Annotated in this window: 33 protein-coding genes; 32 read left to right on the top strand and 1 reads right to left on the bottom strand. The window is 36.1% G+C overall.

Annotated features, from left to right (window positions below; all coding sequences use genetic code 11):
* Positions 1-46: 46 nt before the first annotated feature.
* The 32 genes from fusA (at position 47) to rplQ (ending at position 18,995) form a co-directional block, all read left to right on the top strand.
* On the top strand, positions 47-2,119 hold the full coding sequence (gene fusA / locus AC6I0I_RS10830) for an elongation factor G (protein ID WP_161831760.1): 2,073 nt from the start codon (positions 47-49) through the stop codon (positions 2,117-2,119).
* A gap of 121 nt (positions 2,120-2,240) precedes the next feature.
* Positions 2,241-3,425, top strand: a complete 1,185-nt coding sequence (tuf, locus tag AC6I0I_RS10825) for an elongation factor Tu (protein ID WP_161831759.1) — start codon at positions 2,241-2,243, stop codon at positions 3,423-3,425.
* Positions 3,426-4,594: 1,169 nt separating this feature from the next.
* Complete coding sequence (rpsJ, locus tag AC6I0I_RS10820) at positions 4,595-4,903, top strand: 30S ribosomal protein S10 (RefSeq protein WP_055243029.1); 309 nt, start codon at positions 4,595-4,597, stop codon at positions 4,901-4,903.
* Between the two features lie 26 nt (positions 4,904-4,929).
* On the top strand, positions 4,930-5,559 hold the full coding sequence (gene rplC, locus AC6I0I_RS10815; RefSeq protein WP_161831758.1) for a 50S ribosomal protein L3: 630 nt from the start codon (positions 4,930-4,932) through the stop codon (positions 5,557-5,559).
* Between the two features lie 29 nt (positions 5,560-5,588).
* Positions 5,589-6,212, top strand: a complete 624-nt coding sequence (rplD, locus tag AC6I0I_RS10810) for a 50S ribosomal protein L4 (RefSeq protein ID WP_161831757.1) — start codon at positions 5,589-5,591, stop codon at positions 6,210-6,212.
* A complete protein-coding gene (gene rplW, locus AC6I0I_RS10805; protein WP_161831756.1) occupies positions 6,212-6,496 on the top strand; it encodes a 50S ribosomal protein L23 in 285 nt (94 codons plus the stop codon). The genes rplD and rplW overlap by 1 nt, the downstream gene beginning before the upstream one ends.
* Positions 6,497-6,524: 28 nt before the next feature.
* Positions 6,525-7,355 (top strand): 50S ribosomal protein L2, encoded by an 831-nt coding sequence (gene rplB, locus AC6I0I_RS10800; RefSeq protein WP_161831755.1) that lies wholly within the window; start codon positions 6,525-6,527, stop codon positions 7,353-7,355.
* 46 nt (positions 7,356-7,401) lie between these two features.
* The gene (gene rpsS, locus AC6I0I_RS10795) at positions 7,402-7,680 is read left to right on the top strand and encodes a 30S ribosomal protein S19 (RefSeq protein WP_161831754.1); all 279 of its coding nucleotides are present in this window, start codon (positions 7,402-7,404) and stop codon (positions 7,678-7,680) included.
* Positions 7,681-7,701: 21 nt separating this feature from the next.
* Positions 7,702-8,037, top strand: a complete 336-nt coding sequence (gene rplV / locus AC6I0I_RS10790) for a 50S ribosomal protein L22 (protein ID WP_055243020.1) — start codon at positions 7,702-7,704, stop codon at positions 8,035-8,037.
* Positions 8,038-8,055: 18 nt separating this feature from the next.
* On the top strand, positions 8,056-8,718 hold the full coding sequence (rpsC, locus tag AC6I0I_RS10785; protein ID WP_161831753.1) for a 30S ribosomal protein S3: 663 nt from the start codon (positions 8,056-8,058) through the stop codon (positions 8,716-8,718).
* A gap of 1 nt (position 8,719) precedes the next feature.
* A complete protein-coding gene (gene rplP, locus AC6I0I_RS10780; RefSeq protein WP_161831752.1) occupies positions 8,720-9,151 on the top strand; it encodes a 50S ribosomal protein L16 in 432 nt (143 codons plus the stop codon).
* On the top strand, positions 9,141-9,335 hold the full coding sequence (gene rpmC / locus AC6I0I_RS10775; RefSeq protein WP_055243015.1) for a 50S ribosomal protein L29: 195 nt from the start codon (positions 9,141-9,143) through the stop codon (positions 9,333-9,335). Before rplP ends, rpmC begins: the two co-directional genes overlap by 11 nt.
* Before the next feature lie 23 nt (positions 9,336-9,358).
* Positions 9,359-9,616, top strand: a complete 258-nt coding sequence (gene rpsQ / locus AC6I0I_RS10770) for a 30S ribosomal protein S17 (RefSeq protein WP_161831751.1) — start codon at positions 9,359-9,361, stop codon at positions 9,614-9,616.
* Between the two features lie 42 nt (positions 9,617-9,658).
* Positions 9,659-10,027: a 50S ribosomal protein L14 gene (rplN, locus tag AC6I0I_RS10765; protein WP_055243011.1), complete on the top strand. Its 369-nt coding sequence runs from the start codon at positions 9,659-9,661 to the stop codon at positions 10,025-10,027.
* 36 nt (positions 10,028-10,063) lie between these two features.
* Positions 10,064-10,369, top strand: coding sequence for a 50S ribosomal protein L24 (gene rplX / locus AC6I0I_RS10760; RefSeq protein WP_161831750.1), 306 nt, complete (start codon positions 10,064-10,066; stop codon positions 10,367-10,369).
* A 32-nt stretch (positions 10,370-10,401) separates the two neighbouring features.
* Positions 10,402-10,941, top strand: coding sequence for a 50S ribosomal protein L5 (rplE, locus tag AC6I0I_RS10755; RefSeq protein WP_055243008.1), 540 nt, complete (start codon positions 10,402-10,404; stop codon positions 10,939-10,941).
* Positions 10,942-10,963: 22 nt separating this feature from the next.
* The gene (locus tag AC6I0I_RS10750; RefSeq protein ID WP_055243006.1) at positions 10,964-11,149 is read left to right on the top strand and encodes a type Z 30S ribosomal protein S14; all 186 of its coding nucleotides are present in this window, start codon (positions 10,964-10,966) and stop codon (positions 11,147-11,149) included.
* Between the two features lie 39 nt (positions 11,150-11,188).
* Entirely contained in the window at positions 11,189-11,587 is a 399-nt protein-coding gene (gene rpsH, locus AC6I0I_RS10745; protein ID WP_161831749.1) for a 30S ribosomal protein S8, read from the top strand.
* Positions 11,588-11,614: 27 nt separating this feature from the next.
* Complete coding sequence (gene rplF, locus AC6I0I_RS10740; RefSeq protein ID WP_161831748.1) at positions 11,615-12,157, top strand: 50S ribosomal protein L6; 543 nt, start codon at positions 11,615-11,617, stop codon at positions 12,155-12,157.
* Positions 12,158-12,175: 18 nt separating this feature from the next.
* A complete protein-coding gene (gene rplR, locus AC6I0I_RS10735) occupies positions 12,176-12,538 on the top strand; it encodes a 50S ribosomal protein L18 (RefSeq protein WP_161831747.1) in 363 nt (120 codons plus the stop codon).
* Positions 12,539-12,558: 20 nt separating this feature from the next.
* The gene (gene rpsE / locus AC6I0I_RS10730) at positions 12,559-13,062 is read left to right on the top strand and encodes a 30S ribosomal protein S5 (RefSeq protein ID WP_161831746.1); all 504 of its coding nucleotides are present in this window, start codon (positions 12,559-12,561) and stop codon (positions 13,060-13,062) included.
* A 13-nt stretch (positions 13,063-13,075) separates the two neighbouring features.
* Complete coding sequence (gene rpmD / locus AC6I0I_RS10725) at positions 13,076-13,258, top strand: 50S ribosomal protein L30 (RefSeq protein WP_161831745.1); 183 nt, start codon at positions 13,076-13,078, stop codon at positions 13,256-13,258.
* Between the two features lie 21 nt (positions 13,259-13,279).
* A complete protein-coding gene (gene rplO / locus AC6I0I_RS10720) occupies positions 13,280-13,720 on the top strand; it encodes a 50S ribosomal protein L15 (protein WP_161831744.1) in 441 nt (146 codons plus the stop codon).
* The gene (gene secY, locus AC6I0I_RS10715; protein WP_161831743.1) at positions 13,720-14,997 is read left to right on the top strand and encodes a preprotein translocase subunit SecY; all 1,278 of its coding nucleotides are present in this window, start codon (positions 13,720-13,722) and stop codon (positions 14,995-14,997) included. Before rplO ends, secY begins: the two co-directional genes overlap by 1 nt.
* Before the next feature lie 13 nt (positions 14,998-15,010).
* Positions 15,011-15,661: an adenylate kinase gene (locus AC6I0I_RS10710; protein WP_262953626.1), complete on the top strand. Its 651-nt coding sequence runs from the start codon at positions 15,011-15,013 to the stop codon at positions 15,659-15,661.
* Complete coding sequence (gene map, locus AC6I0I_RS10705; protein WP_161831741.1) at positions 15,661-16,407, top strand: type I methionyl aminopeptidase; 747 nt, start codon at positions 15,661-15,663, stop codon at positions 16,405-16,407. The genes AC6I0I_RS10710 and map overlap by 1 nt, the downstream gene beginning before the upstream one ends.
* A gap of 19 nt (positions 16,408-16,426) precedes the next feature.
* The gene (infA, locus tag AC6I0I_RS10700) at positions 16,427-16,645 is read left to right on the top strand and encodes a translation initiation factor IF-1 (protein WP_006784453.1); all 219 of its coding nucleotides are present in this window, start codon (positions 16,427-16,429) and stop codon (positions 16,643-16,645) included.
* Between the two features lie 36 nt (positions 16,646-16,681).
* Positions 16,682-16,795, top strand: a complete 114-nt coding sequence (rpmJ, locus tag AC6I0I_RS10695; RefSeq protein ID WP_006784454.1) for a 50S ribosomal protein L36 — start codon at positions 16,682-16,684, stop codon at positions 16,793-16,795.
* A gap of 19 nt (positions 16,796-16,814) precedes the next feature.
* A complete protein-coding gene (rpsM, locus tag AC6I0I_RS10690; RefSeq protein ID WP_161831740.1) occupies positions 16,815-17,180 on the top strand; it encodes a 30S ribosomal protein S13 in 366 nt (121 codons plus the stop codon).
* A gap of 16 nt (positions 17,181-17,196) precedes the next feature.
* A complete protein-coding gene (gene rpsK, locus AC6I0I_RS10685) occupies positions 17,197-17,586 on the top strand; it encodes a 30S ribosomal protein S11 (RefSeq protein ID WP_055242986.1) in 390 nt (129 codons plus the stop codon).
* Positions 17,587-17,644: 58 nt separating this feature from the next.
* The gene (locus tag AC6I0I_RS10680; protein WP_161831739.1) at positions 17,645-18,589 is read left to right on the top strand and encodes a DNA-directed RNA polymerase subunit alpha; all 945 of its coding nucleotides are present in this window, start codon (positions 17,645-17,647) and stop codon (positions 18,587-18,589) included.
* Positions 18,590-18,632: 43 nt separating this feature from the next.
* Positions 18,633-18,995: a 50S ribosomal protein L17 gene (gene rplQ, locus AC6I0I_RS10675; RefSeq protein WP_161831738.1), complete on the top strand. Its 363-nt coding sequence runs from the start codon at positions 18,633-18,635 to the stop codon at positions 18,993-18,995.
* A gap of 392 nt (positions 18,996-19,387) precedes the next feature.
* On the opposite strand, the gene AC6I0I_RS10670 is transcribed toward rplQ, so the two are convergent.
* Positions 19,388-20,464 carry a transposase gene (locus AC6I0I_RS10670; RefSeq protein ID WP_262953949.1) on the bottom strand — a complete coding sequence of 359 codons (1,077 nt, stop codon included), beginning with the start codon at positions 20,462-20,464 and terminating at the stop codon, positions 19,388-19,390.
* Positions 20,465-20,475: the final 11 nt, after the last annotated feature.

Genomic DNA, 20,475 nt, shown 5'->3' with positions numbered 1-20,475 from the left:
GTAATCCTAAAAGTTTAGTATTTTACTATGAGAGGAGTAACGAAACATGGCAAGAGAATTCTCTTTAAATCATACTCGTAATATCGGTATCATGGCTCACATCGATGCTGGTAAAACGACTACTACAGAACGTATCTTATACTACACTGGACGTATTCACAAAATCGGAGAAACTCACGATGGTGCTTCTCAAATGGACTGGATGGCTCAAGAACAAGAGCGTGGGATTACGATTACTTCAGCTGCAACAACAGCTGCTTGGAATGGTCACCGCGTAAATATCATTGATACTCCAGGACACGTAGACTTCACGGTTGAAGTTGAACGTTCATTACGTGTATTAGATGGTGCGGTTGCTGTATTAGATGCACAATCAGGTGTAGAGCCTCAAACTGAAACAGTTTGGCGTCAGGCTACTACATACGGTGTTCCACGTATCGTATTTGTTAATAAAATGGATAAAACAGGTGCAGACTTCTTATATTCTGTAAAAACATTACATGATCGTTTAGGGGCTAACGCACTTCCAATTCAATTACCAATCGGTGCTGAAGATGATTTCGAAGGTATTATCGATTTAGTTGAAATGAAACAATATATGTATACAAACGATTTAGGTACTGATATTCAAGTTGGAGAAATCGATGCAGCTCATTTAGAAGATGCTGAAATGTATCGTGACCAATTAATTGAAGCAGTATCAAACTTAGATGAAGAGTTAATGATGAAATATTTAGAAGGTGAAGAAATTTCTATTGAGGAATTAAAGGCGGCAATTCGTCGCGCAACAATTAATGTTGAATTATTCCCAGTATTATGTGGATCTGCCTTCAAAAATAAAGGTGTTCAGTTAATGTTAGATGCTGTTATTGACTATTTACCAGCTCCTACTGATATTCCTGCAATCAAAGGAACATTAGAAGATGGAACAGAAGTTGAACGTCATGCATCAGACGACGAGCCATTTGCTGCATTAGCATTCAAAGTTATGACTGACCCATTCGTAGGTAAGTTAACATTCTTCCGCGTGTATTCTGGTACAATTCAATCAGGTACATATGTATTAAACTCGACTAAGGGTAAACGTGAACGTGTTGGACGTTTATTACAAATGCACGCTAACAGCCGTCAAGAAATCTCAGAAGTTTATGCTGGAGATATTGCTGCAGCAGTAGGATTAAAAGATACTACAACTGGAGATACTTTATGTGATCCAGATCACGAGGTAATTTTAGAGTCAATGGTATTCCCAGAGCCAGTTATCTCGTTATCAGTTGAGCCAAAATCAAAAGCTGACCAAGATAAAATGGGTATTGCATTACAAAAATTAGCTGAGGAAGATCCAACATTCCGTACGCATACTGATGAAGAAACAGGTGAAACTATTATCTCTGGTATGGGTGAGTTACACTTAGATATTATCGTTGACCGTATGCGCCGTGAATTCAAGGTTGAGGCTAATATTGGTGCACCACAGGTTGCTTACCGTGAAACATTTACTCAAGCTGCTGACGTTGAAGGTAAGTTCGTACGTCAGTCAGGTGGACGCGGACAATATGGTCACGTATGGATCAAATTTGAACCACAAGAAGCTGGTGCTGGATACGAATTCGTAGATGCAGTAGTAGGTGGGGTTGTACCACGTGAATATATTGGATCTGTAGATGCAGGTTTAAAAGATGCATTACAAAACGGACAATTATCAGGATTCCCTGTTGTTGACGTTAAGGCTACTTTATTTGATGGATCTTACCATGATGTCGATTCAAGTGAAATGGCATACAAAATCGCAGCTTCTATGGCATTAAAAAATGCTTACGACAAATGTAAACCAGTTCTTTTAGAACCAGTTATGAAAGTAGAAGTTGTTATTCCAGATGAATACTTAGGGGATGTAATGGGTGATATTACTTCTCGCCGTGGACGTTTAGATGGAATGGAAGCTCGTGGTAACGCACAAGTTATTCGCGCTTATGTTCCATTATCAGAAATGTTTGGATATGCTACTGCTTTACGTTCAAATACACAAGGACGCGGAAACTATTCAATGGAAATGGACCACTACGAACAAGTTCCAAAATCAATTGCTGATGAAGTCATCAAGAAACATCGCGGATAATCCCTGTTAATTGATGTGTTCATATATACACTACTAATAAGAATGTACTTGCATTCTTATTAGTGGTATTGTAAAATAAAAATGTTAAATACAAAAATGTAACTTAGAGGAGGATATTAGCATGGCAAAAGCTAAATTCGAACGTACTAAACCGCATGTTAACATCGGTACAATCGGTCACGTTGACCACGGAAAAACTACATTAACAGCTGCTATCACAACTGTATTATCTAAAGCAGGTAAAGCAGAAGCTCGCGCATACGACCAAATCGATGGTGCTCCAGAAGAGCGTGAACGTGGAATCACTATCTCAACTGCACACGTTGAGTATGAAACTGACAACCGTCACTACGCACACGTTGACTGCCCAGGACATGCTGACTACGTTAAAAATATGATCACTGGTGCTGCACAAATGGACGGTGGTATCTTAGTAGTATCTGCTGCTGATGGACCAATGCCTCAAACTCGTGAGCATATCTTATTATCTCGCCAAGTTGGTGTACCTCGCTTAGTTGTTTTCTTAAACAAATGTGACATGGTAGACGACGAAGAATTATTAGAATTAGTTGAAATGGAAGTTCGTGACTTATTATCTGAGTACGATTTCCCAGGTGATGAAGTTCCAGTAATCCACGGATCTGCATTATTAGCTTTACAAGGACAACCTGAATGGGAAGCTAAAATCAACGAATTAATGGCTGCTGTAGATGAGTACATCCCAACTCCAGCTCGTCAAACTGATTTACCATTCTTAATGCCAGTTGAGGACGTATTCTCAATCACTGGACGTGGTACTGTTGCAACAGGACGTGTTGAACGTGGTGTTGTTAAAGTTGGTGACGTTGTTGAAATCATCGGTTACCATGAAACTAAATCAACTACTGTAACAGGTGTTGAAATGTTCCGTAAATTATTAGATCAAGCAGAAGCTGGAGATAACATCGGAGCTTTATTACGTGGTATTTCTCGTGAAGAAATTCAACGTGGTCAAGTATTAGCTAAACCAGGATCAGTTAAACCTCATACAAAATTTACTTCAGAGGTTTACGTATTATCTAAAGAAGAAGGTGGACGTCATACTCCATTCTTCGGAAACTACCGTCCTCAATTCTACTTCCGTACAACTGACGTAACTGGAGTTATCCAATTACCAGAAGGTGTAGAAATGGTAATGCCAGGTGATAACGTGGCTATGACTGTAGAATTAATCGCGCCAATCGCTGTTGAAAAAGGAACTAAGTTCTCTATCCGTGAAGGTGGACGTACAGTAGGTGCAGGTTCAGTTGTAGATATCATTGAATAATTAATATCTATCCTTTGAATCTTCTGTCCTAGAGGTTAAAACCTCTAGGACTTTTTTTATTTTTCGAAAAAGTTAGTATAAGAATGTGCAGGTAACTTTAACTATAAAGTTATTATCTTTTAGATTGGACCTATTCCAATGGAAGCAAGGAGTATTGAATTTATTTTGGATGCGGATACTTCATATGGAATTATGCTTTTACGGTAAATTGAGATATGATGTATCTATAAAACTACTCTTAATTACCTTATGGTTTGATGGAGATTAGTTTTTAAATTAGATTAGGTTGGGAAAAGATAAGCTAGGATTACTAATGATCGAATTATAAAATAAAAATTAGCATACTAAAGAGAAAAGATACAAAGAGAGCATTCCCATATCTATTTGCAGTTTGCTTAAATTATATTATTCATATAACATATATATTCAATAATCTAAACGTATTATATTTAGGGAATAATAAATTAATAATTTTAAAATAAAATTATTAAGGGTTGATACATAAAAAAATATATAAATTGGAGACTATGAGTAGCAGGGGCGCGTTGAATAACTTATTTAATACTAATAGATAGATTTATTAGATTTTTAGTAGCGTTCATTAATATTAAGAAAGATTAGTTGTAAAATAAAAACTGTTTCTTATACGAAGGTCATATTAGAGGAACTTTCTAAAAATGGTTGATAATGATATCTTTGTATTGTTGTATTCCCATCTCCCTGATGCAAAAAAATAAAGTGTATCATAGAAGAGCGCTAAAATTTTCAATAGTTGGATAGAATCTTTATAAGTAATTTAGACAATGAATAATTAGAATAAAGTATTACATAGATAAAGTGATTTTTTAAAAAATACACCAAACTCTGATTCAAAATACAATATTTACTTGTCATAAATATTTGATTATGGGTTAAAGATATGTTAAATTTATAAATGTAAATTAGTCCGAAAACAGTGAAGAGATAAGTTGATAGTCAATTATACATTAATAAACAAAAAAATATAAAAAACATTTGCTTTCTTTATTTTTTTCATGTATAATAGATATGTTGACTTAAGCGTTGAGATGAAAGGTTGCTGACACACCCGGCCGATTTGCCATGGCATTGTGACAGGTAATTTTCATGGAGCTAGTCTATTCCTAAAATAGGCGAAGGGAGGAAATAAAATGGCAAAACAAAAAATCAGAATTCGTTTAAAAGCTTATGATCACAGAATTTTAGATCAATCTGCAGAAAAAATCGTAGAAAGTGCTAAAAAAACAGGTGCTAAAGTAGCTGGACCAATCCCACTACCAACTGAAAAGCAAGTTTACACGATTTTACGTGCGGTACATAAATATAAAGATTCTCGTGAGCAATTTGAAATGCGCACTCACAAACGTCTGATTGACATTGTTGAACCAACTGCTCAAACAGTGGATTCATTAATGCGTTTAGATTTACCATCTGGTGTAGACATTGAAATTAAATTATAATATATGAAAAATAGGAGGTGTAACTCATGGCCAAAGGAATCTTAGGTAGAAAAATTGGTATGACTCAAATTTTCACTGAAGAAGGAAAATTAATTCCGGTAACAGTTGTGCAAGCAACACCTAATGTTGTTTTACAAGTTAAAACAAATGAAACTGACGGATATGAAGCTGTTCAGGTTGGTTTTGAAGATAAACGCGAAAAATTAGCAAATAAACCAGAAATGGGACATGTTGCTAAAGCTGAAACAGCCCCTAAGCGCTTCGTTCGTGAATTCCGTAATGTAAATGTAGCGGAATATCAAGTTGGTCAAGAGATCAAAGTTGACACTTTTGCTGAAGGAGAAGTTGTTGACGTAACAGGTAAGACTAAAGGTAAAGGATTCCAAGGGGTTATTAAACGTCATGGTCAATCTCGTGGTCCAATGGCTCACGGTTCTCGTTACCATCGTCGTCCTGGTTCAATGGGATCAATTGCTGCTAACCGTGTTTTAAAAGGTAAAAAATTACCTGGACAAACTGGTGGAAACATCGTAACTGTTCAAAACTTAGAAGTAGTTAAAGTTGATACGGAACGTAACGTTTTATTAATTAAAGGAAATGTACCAGGAGCTAAAAAATCATTAGTGATGGTTCGTTCTGCTGTTAAAGCAAAATAGTTTAGTACAGTAGGAAAGGAGGATTCATAATGCCACAAGTAGCATTATATAACCAACAAGGTGCTCAAGTTGGGGAAATCACGTTAAATGAAACGATTTTCGGTATTGAGCCACATAAACAAGCAATGTTTGATGCTGTAATTATGCAACGTGCATCAATGCGTCAAGGAACGCATAAAACAAAAACACGTACTGAGGTACGCGGTGGTGGACGCAAACCTTGGAAACAAAAAGGTACTGGACGTGCTCGTCAAGGATCTATTCGTGCCCCTCAATGGCGTGGTGGAGGAATTGTATTTGGACCAGTTCCACGTAGTTACGCATACAAATTAAACAAAAAAGTTCGTCGTTTAGCATTAAAATCTGCATTATCAACAAAAGTTGTTGAAAATGAAATTGTAGTTTTAGATGCATTAGCATTCGCTGCACCAAAAACGAAAGAAATGATTTCTGTTTTAGGGTCTTTAAATATTACATCTAAAGCATTAGTTGTTACAGCTGAAGAAAATTCATCAGTTGAATTATCAACTCGTAACATTCCTGGTGTTAAATTCTTAACTGTAGATCAATTAAATGTATTAGATCTTTTAGATGCAACTAAGTTAGTTATTACTCAAGATGCAGTTAAAAAGATTGAGGAGGTGCTTGCATAATGAAAGATGCTAGAGATATTATTAAGCGCCCAATTATCACTGAAAAATCATACGATTTAATGAATGAAGGTAAGTTTACTTTCGAAGTTGATAAAAAAGCTAATAAAATTGAAGTTAAAAAAGCATGTGAAACTTTATTCAATGTAAAAGTTGAAAAAGTTAACATTATTAACGTTCGTCCTAAAAAACGTCGTGTTGGACGTTACGAAGGATTTAAACCTTCAATGAAAAAAGCTATTGTAACATTAGCTGAAGGACAAACAATTGAAAAGTTTGAAGTTTAATTAATAAGTCGCAAAAGGAGGGAACAAGATGGCTATTAAAAAGTATAAACCTACCACAAATGGTCGTCGTAATATGTCTGTTTTAACTTTTGACGAAATTACGACTAATCAACCAGAGAAATCATTATTAGCTCCTTTAAGTAAAAAAGCAGGACGCAATAATCATGGTAAAATCACAGTACGTCATCATGGTGGTGGACATAAACGTAAATACCGTATCATCGATTTCAAACGTACAAAAGACGGTATTCCAGGACGTGTTGCTACAATTGAATACGATCCAAACCGCTCAGCAAATATTGCATTAATCAATTATGTTGATGGGGAAAAACGTTACATTATTGCTCCTAAAGGATTAAAAGTAGGAATGCAAATTGAATCAGGTGCTAATGCCGATATTAAAGTTGGTAATGCGTTACCAATTATGAACATCCCTGTTGGTACATTAATTCATAACATTGAATTAAAACCAGGTAAAGGTGGACAATTAGTTCGTTCTGCAGGAACATCTGCACAAATTTTAGGACGTGAAGAACGTTATGTATTAGTTCGTTTAGCTTCTGGTGAAGTTCGTAAAGTATTAGGTACTTGCCGTGCTACAATCGGTGAAGTAGGTAATGCGGATCACGAATTAGTTAACATCGGTAAAGCAGGACGTACACGTTGGTTAGGTACTCGTCCAACTGTTCGTGGTTCTGTAATGAATCCAAATGACCATCCACATGGTGGTGGGGAAGGGCGTACGCCAATCGGACGTAAATCTCCAGTTACACCTTGGGGTAAACCAGCTTTAGGTTTAAAAACTCGTAACAAGAAAAAAGCATCAACTAAATTAATTGTTCGCGGACGCAACAAATAATAAAAATATATGCTAATCTTAAATGTTCGAAAGGAGGAAATTAAGAATGGGACGTAGTTTAAAAAAGGGACCTTTCTGTGACGATCATTTAATGAAGAAAGTCGTAGCTGCTAACGAAAGTGGCGACAAAAAAATTATTCAAACTTGGTCACGTCGTTCAACAATTTTCCCTCAATTTGTAGGGCACACAATCGCTGTATATGACGGACGTAAGCATGTTCCAGTATATGTTACTGAAGATATGGTAGGACACAAATTAGGTGAATTCGCACCAACTCGTACTTATAAAGGACATGTTAAAGAAGATAAAAAAACTAGACGTTAATATTGAGAGGAGGACATGGCTATGGAAGCTAAAGCTATGGCTAGAACAGTTCGCATTGCTCCTCGTAAAGCACGCTTAGTGATTGATTTAATTCGAGGAAAACAAGTTGGCGAAGCATATGCAATTTTAAAACATACTCCTAAAGCGGCATCTCCTATTGTAGAGAAAGTTTTAAAATCAGCTATCGCAAATGCTGAACACAATTTAAACTTAGATATTAATTCATTATATGTTAAGGAAGCATATGTGAATGAAGGTACAACATTAAAACGATTCCGTCCACGTGCACAAGGTCGTGCATCACAAATTAACAAAAGAACATCTCACATCACAATCGTGGTTGCTGAGAAAAAATAATTAAAGGAGGGATACGAAGTGGGTCAAAAAGTTAGTCCAATTGGTTTACGTGTTGGTGTAATTCGTGATTGGGATGCTCGTTGGTACGCAAACGACAAAGACTTCGCTACTTTATTACACGAAGACTTAAAAATCCGTGATTACATTAATAACAAATTCAAAAGAGCTTCGGTATCACGCGTTGAAATTGAACGTGCAAAAAACCGTGTTAATATTATTATTCATACGGCTAAACCAGGTATGGTAATTGGTCGTGGTGGATCAGAAAAAGATGCAGCTGTTGCTCAATTAGAGAAAATGACAGGTAAACGTGTTTTCATCCGTATTGTTGAAATTAAACGTCCTGAAGTTGATGCGCAATTAGTTGCAAATTCAATTGCAGAACAATTAGAAAATCGTGCTTCTTTCCGTCGTGTTCAAAAAGTTGCAATCCAACGTGCAATTAAATTCGGTGCTAAAGGGATTAAAACACAAGTATCAGGACGCTTAGGTGGAGCAGATATGGCTCGTGCTGAAGGGTATAGCGAAGGAAATGTACCTTTACATACATTACGTGCTGATATTGATTATGCAACTGCTGAAGCAGATACAACTTACGGTAAATTAGGTGTTAAAGTATGGATCTATAAAGGTGAAGTATTACCTACAAAAAATCGTCAAGTAACAAAGGAGGGTAAATAATATGTTAGTACCTAAACGTACAAAATATCGTCGCCCTCACCGCTTGTCTTATGAAGGACGTGCAAAAGGTGGAACAACTGTAGTATTTGGTGAATATGGTTTACAGGCAACAACTGGTGCATGGATCACTAACCGCCAAATCGAAGCAGCACGTATTGCTATGACTCGTTATATGAAACGTAGCGGACGTGTTTGGATTAAAATTTTCCCTCATCAAGCTAAAACTGCAAAACCTTTAGAAGTCCGCATGGGATCTGGTAAAGGGGCTCCAGACGGATGGGTTGCAGTAGTAAAACCAGGAAAAGTAATGTTTGAAATTGGTGGAGTATCTGAGGAAATCGCACGTGAAGCTTTACGTCTTGCTTCTCACAAATTACCAGTTCAAACTAAGTTTGTAAAACGTGTAGACGGTGGTGATAGTAATGAAAGCTAATGAAATCCGTAATTTAACCACTACAGAAATCGAAGCTAAAATTAACGAATTAAAAGATGAGTTATTCAACCTTCGTTTCCAATTAGCTACAGGACAATTAGAAAATACAGGTCGTATTCGTGAAGTACGTAAAGGAATTGCACGAATGAAAACGATCATTAGCGAACGCGAAAATAATAAATAATGAGCTTGAGAGGAGGTTCAGTTATGGAACGTACTAAAAAAACCTTTACTGGACGTGTAGTTTCAGATAAAACAGATAAAACAATTACAGTACTTATCGAATCTTATAAAGTACATCCTCTATACGGTAAACGAGTTAAATATTCAAAAAAATATGCAGCTCACGATGAGTTAAATGATGCAAAAGTTGGAGATTTAGTTCGCATTGAAGAATGCCGTCCTATGTCAAAAACAAAAAAATTCCGTTTAGTTGAAATTGTTGAAAAAGCAGTTATTATTTAATTTATTCTATGAAATACTGGAGTCTTGAAAGGAGGTCCAATCATGATTCAACAAGAAACACGTTTAAGAGTTGCTGATAACTCAGGAGCTAAAGAATTATTAGCAATTAAAATTTTAGGTGGTTCTCACAAAAAAACTGGAAACATCGGTGATGTTATTGTTGCTACAGTTAAGTCAGCAGCACCAGGTGGAGTTGTAAAAAAAGGTGATGTTGTTAAAGCAGTAATCGTCCGTACGAAAACTGGAGCTCGTCGTGCTGATGGATCATATATTAAATTTGATGAAAATGCAGCAGTTATTATTAAAGACGATAAATCTCCACGTGGTACTCGTATCTTCGGACCAGTAGCTCGTGAATTACGCGATAAAGATTTTATGCGTATTGTTTCATTAGCTCCAGAAGTACTTTAATTAACACTTAATCCTTAAGATTAGGAGGTGCACGATATGCAAATTAAAACTGGAGATAAAGTAGTTATCATTTCAGGTAAAGATAAAGGAAAAGAAGGGGTTGTTCTTGCAGCACACCCATCTAAAAATAAAGTTGTTGTTGAAGGTGTAAATGTTGTTAAAAAGCATGTACGTCCTTCACAAATGAATCCAGATGGTGGAATCGTTGAATTTGAGGCACCGATCCATGCATCTAACGTTATGATTGTAGATCCAAAAAGCGGAAAACCAACACGCGTAGGATATAAATTCGTTGACGGTAAAAAAGTACGCTTCGCTAAAAAATCAGGTGAAGTATTATAATAAAGTTTAACAACGAAGGGAGGTAAACCTGCATGAATCGTTTACGTCAAAAATACGAAAATGAAGTAAAAAACCAAATGGTTGAAAAATTCGGATATAAATCTGTAATGCAAATTCCTACTATTGATAAAATCGTTATCAACATGGGGATTGGAGATGCTGTTAGCAACTCTAAAGTTTTAGATGAGGCTGTAGCTGAATTAGCTTTAATTACTGGACAAAAACCAGTTATTACACGCGCTAAGAAATCTATCGCTGGTTTCCGTCTTCGTGAAGGAATGCCAATCGGATGTAAAGTTACATTACGTGGAGAGCGTATGTATGATTTCTTAGACAAGTTAGTATCAGTTTCTTTACCACGTGTACGTGATTTCCGTGGTGTTTCTAAAAAATCATTCGATGGACGTGGAAACTATACATTAGGTGTTAAAGAACAATTAATTTTCCCAGAAATCGACTTCGATAAAGTAAATAAAGTTCGAGGAATGGATATCGTTGTAGTTACAACTGCCAACACAGATGAAGAAGCTCGTGAGTTGTTAACTCAATTAGGGATGCCATTTCAAAAATAATTAATGAAAGGAGGCGTCACTCATGGCTAAAAAATCTATGATTATTAAACAACAGCGTAAACAAAAATTCGCGGTTCGTGAATATACACGTTGCGAACGTTGTGGTCGTCCACACTCTGTCTTACGCAAATTTAAATTATGCCGTATTTGCTTCCGTGAATTAGCATATAAAGGACAAATCCCAGGTGTAAAAAAAGCAAGCTGGTAATAAACTTAATTCTCTTTAAACGGGAAGGAGGAAAAATAAATGGTAATGACAGATCCTATTGCAGATATGTTAACACGTATTCGTAACGCAAACCAAATGCGTCATGAAGTGGTTGAAATGCCAGCTTCAAAGATGAAACGTGAAGTATTAGAATTATTAAAGCGTGAAGGTTTTATTCGCGATGTAGAATATATTGAAGATAACAAACAAGGTGTTTTACGTGTTGCTTTAAAATACGGTAAAAACAACGAGCGTGTTATTACAGGTTTAAAACGTATCTCTAAACCAGGGTTACGTGTTTATGTAAAAAATAACGAAGTTCCTAAAGTATTAAACGGATTAGGTATCGCTATCTTATCTACATCTAAAGGAATTATGGCTGATAAAGAAGCTCGTCAACAACAAATTGGTGGAGAAGTATTAGCTTACGTTTGGTAATAAATAAAGACAGGAGGTGTCACATAAATGTCTCGTATTGGTAATAAACCAGTAGCATTACCTTCTGGTGTTGAAGTGATTGTTGCTGAAAATAATTTAGTTACTGTGAAGGGACCTAAAGGGGAACTTTCTCGTACATTTAATTCAAATATGCAAATTACAGTTGAAGGAAACGAAGTAACTGTAGTTCGTCCAAATGACAATAAAGAAAATAAAATGTTACACGGAACAACACGTGCTTTATTAAATAACATGGTTGTTGGTGTTTCAGAAGGATTCACTCGTGAATTAGAAATTATCGGGGTTGGATATCGTGCACAAAAACAAGGAGAAAAACTTGTTTTAAATGCTGGATACTCTCATCCTGTAGAAATGGAAGCACCAGCTGGTGTAACTATTGAAGTACCTAACAATACTACTGTTGTAGTAAAAGGGATCGACAAACAAGTAGTTGGAGAATTCGCTGCTAACATTCGCGCTGTACGTGCTCCTGAACCATACAAAGGAAAAGGAATCCGTTACAAAGGTGAACATGTTCGTCGTAAAGAAGGTAAAAAAGCTAAAAAATAATTGAAAGGGGTGGCCTGAATGATTAAGAAAGTATCACGTAATGAGTTACGTAAACAAAGACATTACCGTGTACGTGCTAAAGTTACAGGAACTGCAGAGCGCCCACGCTTAAATGTTTTCCGCTCTAGCAAACACATTTATGCGCAAATCATTGATGATGTAACTGGTACTACATTAGTTAGTGCATCAACTTTAGATAAAGATTTAAACATCGCTTCTACAGGTAACGTTGAAGCAGCTAAAGCAGTAGGTGCTTCAATTGCTAAGCGCGCTTTAGAAAAAAATATTTCATCAGTTGTTTTCGACCGTGGAGGATATATCTATCACGGACGTGTTGCAGCATTAGCAGAAGCAGCTCGTGAAAATGGATTAAAATTCTAATTAAAGAAGGAGGGACAAAGATGCGTCAAATCATTGACCCTAGTAACTTAACACTTGAAGAACGTGTAGTTACTATTAATCGTGTAACGAAGGTAGTAAAAGGTGGACGTCGTTTCCGTTTTGCTGCATTAGTTGTTGTCGGTGACAAAAATGGTCACGTTGGTTTCGGTACTGGTAAAGCTCAAGAGGTACCAGAAGCAATCAAAAAGGCAGTAGAAAGTGCTAAAAAGAACTTAATTTATGTACCTACAGTTGGAACTACAATTCCACATCAAATCATTGGGGAATTCGGATCAGGTAACGTATTATTAAAACCTGCTTCTGCCGGTACAGGAGTTATCGCAGGTGGACCTGTTCGTGCGGTATTAGAATTAGCTGGTGTACAAGATATCTTATCAAAATCTTTAGGATCAAACACACCAATTAACATGGTACGTGCAACAATTAATGGTTTAGAAAATTTAAAAACAGTTGAACGTGTAGCTGAATTACGCGGGAAAACTGTTGAAGAAATCTTAGGATAAGGAGGGAACTCCAATGGCTAAAGAATTACACATTACTTTAACACGTAGTGTAATCGGTCAAAATGAATCTCAACGTGCAACAGTTAAAGCATTAGGTTTAAAAAAATTAAACCAAACAGTTGTTAAGACTGATAATGTAGCTATTCGCGGAATGATTAATAAAGTATCTCATTTATTGACTGTAGTAGAGAAATAATTAAAGAGGAGGTGGCTTTCGGTGAAATTACATGAGTTAACGTATACTGAAGGGTCTCGTAAAGATAGAAAACGTATCGGTCGTGGACACGGTTCAGGTCAAGGTAAAACTGCCGGTAAAGGACACAAAGGACAAAACGCTCGTTCAGGTGGTGGAGTTCGCTTAGGATTCGAAGGTGGACAAACTCCTTTATTCCGTCGTTTACCAAAACGCGGGTTTACTAACATTAACCGTAAAGAATACGCCATCGTTAATTTAGATCAATTAAATAGATTCGAAGAAGGTACAGTTGTTACTGCAGAACTTTTATTAGAAACTGGAGTAATTAAAAAATTACACTCAGGGCTTAAGGTTTTAGGAAACGGACAACTAGATAAGAAATTAACTGTAAAAGCAGCTAAATTCTCAAAAACAGCAGAAGAACAAATTGTGGCTCAAGGTGGATCAATCGAGGTGCTATAATGACTACTTTCAGTAAAATATGGAAGAATGATGATTTACGCAAAAGAATCTTATTTACCTTATTGATTTTTATCGTATATCGTATTGGATCTTATATTCCTGTGCCAACAATTAATACATCGGTTCTTGAGGCAACACAAACTCCGATGCTTGGATTCTTTGATACGTTAAGCGGAGGGGCTTTAAAAAGATTTTCATTGTTTGCAATGTCAATCTCCCCTTACATTACCGCATCAATTGTAATCCAGTTGCTTCAAATGGATGTAGTTCCGATTTTGTCTGAATGGGCAAAAGAGGGTGAAACAGGGAAGCGTAAATTAAATCAACTAACCCGTTATGTTACTTTAGTTCTTGCATTTGTTCAAGCCATTGCGATGTCAATTGGTTTTGACTTAGGATATGGTGGAGTATTACTTGAAAGTCATTCAATTCTTACTTATCTATATATTGCATTAACTATGACTGCGGGGACAGCTGTTATGATTTTTCTTGCTGACCAAATTACTAGTAAAGGGATTGGTAATGGTACATCAATGATTATCGTAGCTGGTATTTTATCTCGAGTTCCATATATGCTAAACGATTTATACACAAAGTACTTGGTAAATATAACAGTTTCTAACGTGTTAGCATTTATCTCGGTGCTAGCATTGTTATCTCTGACTATTATTGCTGTTATTTATTTACAGAGCGCAACTAGAAAATTACCAATTCAATATGCAAATAGACATAATTCAGCTCAGTTATCGGGACGCAAAGATTCATTTATTCCGTTGAAATTAAATTCAGCAGGAGTAATACCGGTAATCTTTGCAGCTTCACTTGTGAGCTTACCATTAACTGTGGTTAATTTCTTGCCTGAATCAGGCGTTGCGAATGTAATTAAAGCTATCTTTAATTACCAGCAACCAATTGGATTTATTTTATATATTGTACTAATTGTTGCTTTTACTTACTTTTACGCTTTCGTACAAGTAAGTCCAGAAAAAGTAGCAGAGAATTTAAAAAAGCAAGGATCATACATTCCTGGTGTAAGACCTGGTGTTGATACTGAAGAATATTTATCAAAAATTTTATCTCGTATCACTTTTATTGGAGCTATTTATTTAGTGGTTATTGCAGGATTACCAATTATTTTTGGGGCAATCACTGATTTACCAAGTAGTGTTGAAATTGGTGGTACAAGCTTATTAATTGTAGTTGGTGTTGCAATCGAAACTGCTAAGCAAATCCAAACAAAAACAATGGATCAAAAATATAAAGGATTCATCAAATAATTGAGGTGATATGATGAAAATCGTATTTATGGGGCCTCCGGGTGCTGGAAAAGGTACTCAGGCAGAAAAAATTGTTGAAAATTATCAAATTCCACATATTTCAACTGGTGATATGTTTAGGAAGGCGATAAAAGACCAAACTGAATTAGGTATGGAAGCTAAGCGTTACATGGATCAAGGTGCATTAGTACCTGACCATGTTACAATTGGTATTGTAAAGGATCGTTTGTCTGAATCAGATTGCAAGTCGGGATTCCTATTAGATGGTTTTCCGAGAACAGTAGATCAGGCAAAAGCCTTAGATGAAATACTGACTTCTCTTGATTCGAAGATTGATTATGTAATTAATATTGATGTTGATTTGGACATTCTTAAAGAGCGCTTAACAGGACGTCGTATTTGTCGTTCATGTGGGGCAACATATCACATGATCTTCAATCCACCTAAAAATGCAGATGTCTGCGATAAATGTGGTGGAGAATTATATCAACGTAAAGATGATAATGAAGAAACGGTTGGTAATCGCTTAAATGTTTATGTTAGTCAAACTAAGCCTTTATTAGATTATTACTCTTTAGCAGGAAATCTTGTTAATATTAATGGTCAACAATCAATTGATCTTGTATTTGAAGAAATCTGTGAGGTGCTTGGAGGCAATAAGTAATGATTATTTGTAAAACTCCACGCGAAATTGATATTATGCGAGAAGCCGGGCGTATTGTAGCTTTAGCTCATCAAGAGGTTCAAAAGCATATTAAACCTGGTGTAACAACTAAACAATTAGATAAAATTGTTGAGGATGTAATTCGTAGTCATGGCGCAATACCTTCTTTTAAAGGTTATCATGGGTTCCCTGCAAGTATTTGTGCATCAGTAAATGATGAATTGGTTCATGGTATTCCTGGAAACCGTATATTAAAGGACGGAGATATTATCTCTATTGATATTGGTGCCAAGTATCATGGTTATCATGGAGACTCAGCATGGACTTATCCTGTAGGAAATATTTCAACTGAGGCTCAACGCTTACTTGATGTAACAAAAAAATCATTATTTGTCGGTCTAGAATATGCTAAAGCGGGGAATCGTTTATCTGATATTTCACATGCTATACAAGAATATGTGGAATCAAATAATTTCTCGATTGTTCGCGAGTATGCTGGACATGGTGTCGGCCAAGATCTACATGAAGATCCTTCGATTCCACACTATGGACCTCCTGGACGAGGACCAAGATTAAAAAAGGGCATGACTTTAGCAATAGAGCCTATGGTTAACTACGGGGAGAGATATGTTCGTACTCTACCTGATAATTGGACTGTAGTCACTCGTGATAAGTCACTCTGTGCTCATTTTGAACATACCATTGTCGTTACAGAGAATGGATATGAAATATTAACTAAGTTATAAAGGTAAGGAGGCATAATCAATGGCTAAGCAAGACGTTATTGAAGTAGAAGCTACCGTTATCGATAATTTGCCAAACGCTATGTTTAAAGTAGAATTAGAAAATGGTCATCAATTAATTGCTCACGTTTCTGGTAAAATCCGTATGAATTTCATTCGTATTTTACCAGGTGATAAAGTAACAGTAGAATTATCTCCTTATGACTTAACACGTGGGCGCATTACATATCGTCACAAATAGACTCCGATATACTGAAAAATGAGGAGGTTTTAATTCATGAAAGTAAGACCATCTGTTAAACCTATCTGCGATAAATGTAAAGTTATTCGCCGTAAAGGAAAAGTAATGGTAATTTGTGAAAATCCAAAACATAAACAAAAACAAGGATAAGCTTTAGGAGGTGCAATGTATGGCACGTATTGCTGGTGTAGATATTCCTCGCGATAAACGCGTTGTAATTTCATTAACATATATCTATGGAATTGGTAAACCAACAGCTCAACAAATCTTAGCTGCTGCTGGTGTATCAGAAGATACACGTGTACGCGATTTAACTGAAGACGAGTTAAACCGTATCCGTGTTGAAGTAGATAAATTAAAAGTAGAAGGAGACTTACGTCGTGAAGTTTCATTAAATATTAAACGTTTAATGGAAATTGCTTCATTCCGTGGTATCCGCCATCGTAGAAGTTTACCAGTACGCGGACAAAATACTAAAAATAATGCCCGTACTCGTAAAGGTCCACGTAAAACAGTTGCTAATAAGAAAAAATAGTTAGGAGGGTCATCATATGGCACGTAAACAAGTTAGTCGTAAACGTCGTGTTAAAAAGAATATTGCTACAGGTGTAGCACATATCCACTCGACTTTCAATAATACAATTGTTACGATTACTGATCCTCATGGTAATGCAATCTCATGGTCAAGTGCAGGTGCATTAGGATTTAAAGGATCTCGTAAATCAACTCCATTCGCTGCTCAAATGGCATCAGAAGCTGCTGCAAAAGCTGCAATGGATCATGGAATGAAAAGTGTAGACGTATCTGTTAAAGGTCCTGGTCCTGGTCGTGAAGCAGCTATCCGTGCTTTACAAGCTGCAGGATTAGATGTAACAGCTATTAAAGACGTTACTCCGGTTCCTCATAACGGATGCCGTCCACCAAAACACCCACGTGGTTAATCAGGAAGTTATTTGAAAGTAGTACCCTACTATTAAGCGATCCTGAGGAGGGAAATCGATGTTAGAAATCGAAAAACCAAGAATTGAAATTGAAGAATACATCAAAGATGAATTCTATGGGAAATTTGTTATTGAGCCTCTAAAACGTGGATATGGTACTACGTTAGGGAATTCCTTACGTCGAGTATTACTATCATCACTTCCTGGAGCTGCGGTAACATCTATTTCTATAGAAGGAGTTCAACACGAATTTACCTCTATTGATGGTGTTGTTGAAGATGTAACGCAAATTATTTTAAATTTAAAAAATTTAATTTTATCTATTGATTCAGAGGAAGTTAAAGAACTTCGTATTGATGTTGCAAGAGAAGGCGCAGTAACTGCCGCTGACATTGAGTGTGACGAAGAAGTAGAAATTATTAATCCAGATTTACATATTGCTACATTATCAGCTACTGGTCGTTTAAGAATGACTATGAAAGCTCGTCGTGGAAATGGTTATGTAGGTGCGGATGATAATAAAAAACTTTTAGAAAGCACTGGTGAAATTGCAATTGATTCTATTTATACTCCAGTAACACGCGTTTCATACGATGTAGAAAAAACACGTGTAGGACAAGATGCATCATATGATAAATTAACTTTAGAGGTATGGACTAACGGTAGCGTGAATCCTCAAGAAGCAATTTCTTTGGCATCTAAAATTTTAGTTGAACACTTCAGCATTTTAGTTAATTTAAATGAAGCTGGACAACTTGCAGCATTTATTGTTGAACGAGAAGATGAAGAAAAAAATAAAGTATTAGAAATGCCAATCGAAGAGTTAGATTTATCAGTTAGATCATATAACTGTTTACGTCGTGCTGGAATCAATACGGTTGAAGAGTTAGCTCGTCATTCTGAAGAAGATATGATGAAGGTTCGTAATTTAGGTAAAAAATCATTAAAAGAAGTTAAGGACAAACTTGACGAATTAGGATTAAGCCTAGGTTGCACTAAATAAATAATGTTATAATTCCATTTTCATATGGAAGGAGGAATTTTAAGTGGCTTATAGAAAATTAGGACGTCTTAGTCATCAACGTAAAGCAATGTTACGTGATTTATCAACAGATTTAATCATTAACGAACGCATTGTTACAACTGAAGCTCGTGCAAAGGAATTACGTTCAGTAGTTGAAAAATTAATTACTTTAGGTAAACGCGGAGACTTACATGCTCGTCGTCAAGCAGCTGCATATGTACGCGCTGAAGTTGCAAACGATGAAACTGGAGCAACAGCTGTACAAAAATTATTCTCTGATATCGCACCTCGCTATGCTGAGCGTAACGGTGGATACACTCGTATTTTAAAAGTTGGACCTCGTCGTGGGGATGCAGCTGAAATGGTAGTTATCGAGTTAGTATAATTTTTAGAACCATAGAGGACTTTATCTTCTATGGTTTTTTTTATGCTATAATCCTGAAGATGAATTTGAATTGTTAGTATGAAAAAATTAAATTTAAAATCCTAGTGCTTATATCGCTAGGATTTTAAATTTAATCTTAGACATATTTTACTATATCGTTGAATTCTAATAATCAGGATATATAGTATAGAAAATGTGTTATACATTTGGTGAGATAAGCATTTGTATCCATTTAATGGTAGTTAATATAATATTTATTTAAAATATATGAAAATGTATCTTATAAATAATAAAATTAACTCAATTATTTTATTCAATCAAAAGAATAGGATCTAGTAGTATAAATGTCAATAAAAAAGTGGTTCTTCCGCTATTTTGGTGAAAAGCCCTTTCTAGGAATAGAGCACTTTAATACGTAGAAGTTCAAAACTTGCTCGTCCATACATTTGGCGTTTAATCATTTTAATTCGGTTGACATTCCCTTCACAAATCGCATTAGTGTATGGATAAACTAATGCGTTACTGATCGATTGCTCATCACGTTTCATTCGAAGACAAAACTCACGCAGTAATTTAATCTCATGAGTAGCGTAACGTTCTAGCCATTGAGATAATTTGAATACTTGCCCCATCGTGACCAAATCTCTAAATACTTGGATGGCTGTATATAGTTCACTTAAGTCTGCATGAGCTTGAAAGAGTTCATTTAATAAATTTAATTCTGGTTGAGTTAAAGACGTTGGTTTTCGCCAAATGAATGAGGTGAGTTGAAACTTCGTTGCTTTCAATAATTTACTAGATTTTTTTGATATTTTTTCTGTTGCCTTCTCACTTGTTTTTACGGGGAGATTTGCTTTAATTTCTTGAACTTTTCGACGAGTTGAAGAAGCTCCTCCTTTAAACCCTTGGTGGATGAGTTGTTCATGAATCCAACGAGCAGTTTTTCCTTCCTGACACCATTGTGTGATTTGATTTAAATAGGGGACAAATTGATTAACACGGGGCTTTCGTATTTGCTTGGGAGGTTCAGATAACTGAATATACTTCGCTACGGTTGTCCGACTTAACTTAAGTTGTCTGGCTGTTTGACGAATAGAGCCTACTTGTTGGTAGACCTTTTGAATCTCCAAAATGAGTGCCCATTTTGCTTGTTCCTTTTCAGATAATGATTCATGACTGGATATTGAGTTCACGTTAGTAATCGTTATATCTGTCGCTGGATCTGTTTTTTTAGTGATTGAAGATTCAGGCATGATAAACCATCCTTTAGGAAAACGAGAACTAATGGTTTCTTTAACAACCGTTAATAGGTTTTTAAGAAAGTGCCACTTGTCGGCAACCTGAATAATGTTAGGATTCGTTAAATGAATGGCTTTAGTATAAGTTGTTGCACGATCACGTGTCACTAATTCAACTGAGGGATGTTTTTCCAACCATTCTTTAAACGCTTGAGTCGAACGAGAGGCCAGAATTTCAACCG

The sequence above is a fragment of the Turicibacter sp. St.80E1 genome, from assembly GCF_059728495.1.
The sequence above is the reverse complement of the archived record's forward strand: the minus strand, read 5'-3'. Positions and strand labels throughout refer to the sequence as shown.